Source organism: Streptomyces sp. URMC 123 (assembly GCF_051386515.1).
In the GTDB taxonomy this organism is placed as follows: Bacteria; Actinomycetota; Actinomycetes; order Streptomycetales; family Streptomycetaceae; genus Streptomyces.
Genome location: NZ_JBPQTV010000496.1, coordinates 1 through 3,251, shown reverse-complemented (window position 1 = coordinate 3,251; position 3,251 = coordinate 1). Strand labels below are relative to the sequence as shown.

Here is a 3,251-nt window from a genome sequence, read left to right as displayed (position 1 = left end):
TACCCCCGCCGACCCCCGCCGCCGCCCGCTCCGGGGCGAGCGCCGCGTCCAGCGAGAGCACCCCGAGCCGCCGCCGCTCCCGCAGCCCGAGGAACGCGGCCAGGACGAAGACGAAGACCAGGCCCACCGCGAGCGCGGGAATCATCGGCACGAAGATGTCGCCCGCGTCCAGCTTCAGCGCCGTGGCGGCGCGCGCCGTCGGGCCGCCCCACGGCAGCGTGTTCATCACGCCGTTGGCGGTCGCGGCCACGGCCGTGAGCACGACCAGGTTCATCCCCAGCCGCTTGTACAGCGGGTACATCGCCGACACCGTGATCATGAACGTGGTGGAGCCGTCGCCGTCGAGCGAGACGATCGCGGCCAGCAGCGCCGTACCGAGCACGATCCGCAGCGGGTCCGCCCTGCAGAAGCGCAGGATGGCCCGGACGATCGGGTCGAAGAGCCCGACGTCGATCATCACCCCGAAGTAGACGATCGCGAACATCAGCATCGCCGCCGTGGGCGCCAGGCTGCCGATGCCCTTGAGGACGTACTCGCCGAGCCGGCCCCCCTGCCCGACCAGCACACAGAACAGCGCCGGCACCAGGATCAGCGCGGCCATGGGGGACATCTTCTTCGTCATGATCAGCGCCAGGAAGCACGCGATCATGACGAATCCGAGGACGGTCAGCATGGGGACACCTCTTCATCGGCCCGCGTCACTCCACGTCGGGTGCGGGGTGCGCACACCGTAGGGGCCGCCGGGAAGCGTCAGCAAGGTGTCGGCGCATGAGCAATACGAGCAAAACCCCAGGTCAACAAGGGGCGTTCGAACGGGTTCGGGCGAGCCGTTGACGCCCGGCGACCGGAATCCTATGGTCGGGCACAGGATTCCCGAGGAGCTGGAGCGTGCCATGAGCAGCAGTGCCACCGAGCAGGCCCGAAAGATCGCGGAGGGGCTCGCGTACACCTCCGGGTTCGGCAATGAGCACAGCTCGGAGGCGGTCCCCGGGGCGCTTCCGACGGGCCGCAACTCCCCCCAGCGGGCGCCCCTCGGGCTGTACGCGGAGCAGCTCAGCGGAACGGCCTTCACCGAGCCGCGGCACCGCAACCGCCGCTCCTGGCTCTACCGCGTCCGCCCGTCGGCGGCGCACCCCGCCTTCACCCGCGTCGCCTCCGGCGCCCTGCGCACCGCCCCCTTCGAGGGCGACGAGGCCGTGGCCGACCCCAACCGGCTGCGCTGGGACCCGCTGTCCGAGCCCACCGGCCCGACCGACTTCCTGGCCGGGCTGTGGACCCTCGGCGGCAACGGCGACGCCCGGCAGCGCACCGGCATGGCCGTGCACCTCTACCACGCCAACACCTCGATGACCGACCGGGTGTTCTCCGACGCCGACGGCGAGCTGCTCATCGTCCCCGAGCGCGGTGGGCTGCTGCTGCGCACCGAGTTCGGGCTGCTGCGCGCCGAGCCGGGGCACGTCGCCCTGATCCCGCGCGGCGTCCGGTTCCGGGTCGAGCTGCTGGACGACACCGCCCGCGGCTACGTCTGCGAGAACTACGGGCAGCCCTTCACCCTCCCCGACCTCGGGCCCATCGGCGCCAACGGGCTGGCCAACCCGCGGGACTTCCTGGCGCCCACCGCCGCGTACGAGGACCGCGAGGGCCCGGTCGAGGTGGTCAACAAGTACTGCGGGCAGCTGTGGTCGGCCACCTACGACCACTCGCCGCTCGACGTCGTCGCCTGGCACGGCAACCTGACGCCGTACGTCTACGACCTGCGGCGGTTCAACGTCATCGGCTCCATCAGCTACGACCACCCGGACCCGTCGATCTTCACGGTGCTCACCTCGCCGTCCGACACCCCGGGGCTGGCCGGCGTGGACTTCGTGGTCTTCGCCCCGCGCTGGCTGGTCGGCGAGGACACCTTCCGCCCGCCGTACTTCCACCGCAATGTGATGAGCGAGTACATGGGGCTGATCGAGGGCGCGTACGACGCCAAGAGCGCCGGTCCCGGCGGGTTCGTGCCCGGTGGCGGCTCGCTGCACAACATGATGTCCGCGCACGGGCCCGACCGGGAGACGTTCGACAAGGCCAGCGCGGCCGAGCTGGTCCCGCAGAAGCTGGAGCACGGCCTGGCGTTCATGTTCGAGACCCGCTGGCCGGTGCTCACCACCACCCAGGCGATGGCGGCGGACCATCTGCAGCAGGGCTACGACGACGTGTGGCAGGGTCTGGAACGCCACTTCCGCGCGTGACCTTCGAGCCCGTGACCCGCGCGACCTTCGAGCCCGTGACCCGAGAGCCCGCGCCGTGACCTCCTTCGCCCCCGACTCCCTCGCCCTCAACCGCAAGTTGCCGCTGTGGTACCAGGTCTCGCAGTCCCTGCGGGCCTCCATACTGGGCCGCCGCCCGGACGAGCCGCTGCGGCTGCCGACCGAGGACCGGCTCGCCGAGCACTACGGCGTCAGCGTGCTCACCATGCGGCAGGCGCTCAAGGAGCTGGAGGCGGAGGGGCTCATCACCCGGCACCGGCGGCGCGGCACGTTCATCGAGCCTGCTGCCCGGCGCGGGGCACCGGTGCGGCTGCTCGGCTCGGTGGACGCGATCGTCGCCCAGCAGTCCGGCGAGCACACCACCGTGCTCGGGCACGGGCCGGCGCCCGTCGCCGCCGAGCTGGCCGAGCACTTCCCCGACCTGGCGGAGGTCGCCGTCTACCGCAGGCTGCGCCGCGCGGAGCCCGGCGGCGAGCCCACCAACTGGGCGGAGAACGCGGTGCGTCCCGAGCTCGCCGAGCGGATCGCGGTCGCCGACCTGGAGCGCTGGCCGATGACGAAGGTGCTGCGGGACGTGGTCGGAGTGCGGATCGGGCGGATCACGGACACGGTCGAGGCGCGGCTCGCCGACCCCGAGACGGCCGGCCTCCTACAGGTCCCGCTGCTCAGCCCGATCCTGCACTACACGGGGGTGACGTACGACGAGACGGGCCGCGTGGTGGACGTGGCCCGCATCCGCTACCGCGGGGACCGCTTCTCCTTCACGGTGACCCTGGACGCCTCCCGGTGACCCCGGAGGCCGCGCGGTGCCCCCCGGACGCCGCGTTCCGCTGACCCGTGCCGTCGGCCGTCCCGCGCCCCACGCCCGCGCCCTCGCGGGGCGGAACGTCGCTAGCATGCGCAGCGCAAGCGCACCCCCCGCCCGGGAGGAACCCGCGTTGACCGCCGGACGCCGCCGCGACAGCCGCTCGACCACCGCCCCCTCGACCACCGCTCCCC

At 72.5% G+C, this 3,251-nt stretch carries 3 protein-coding genes; 2 read left to right on the top strand and 1 reads right to left on the bottom strand.

The annotated features are described in order from the left end of the window. The coding region (locus ACSNOD_RS29900) for a citrate:proton symporter (protein ID WP_436770214.1) at positions 1 to 673 on the bottom strand (673 nt) is incomplete at its 3' end. A gap of 220 nt (positions 674 to 893) precedes the next feature. Between ACSNOD_RS29900 and hmgA the strand changes: the two genes are divergently transcribed. Both hmgA and ACSNOD_RS29890 read left to right on the top strand, forming a co-directional pair. Next, complete coding sequence (gene hmgA / locus ACSNOD_RS29895; protein WP_436770213.1) at positions 894 to 2,234, top strand: homogentisate 1,2-dioxygenase; 1,341 nt, start codon at positions 894 to 896, stop codon at positions 2,232 to 2,234. 55 nt (positions 2,235 to 2,289) lie between these two features. Next, positions 2,290 to 3,042 (top strand): GntR family transcriptional regulator, encoded by a 753-nt coding sequence (locus ACSNOD_RS29890; RefSeq protein ID WP_436770212.1) that lies wholly within the window; start codon positions 2,290 to 2,292, stop codon positions 3,040 to 3,042. Positions 3,043 to 3,251 lie beyond the last annotated feature (209 nt).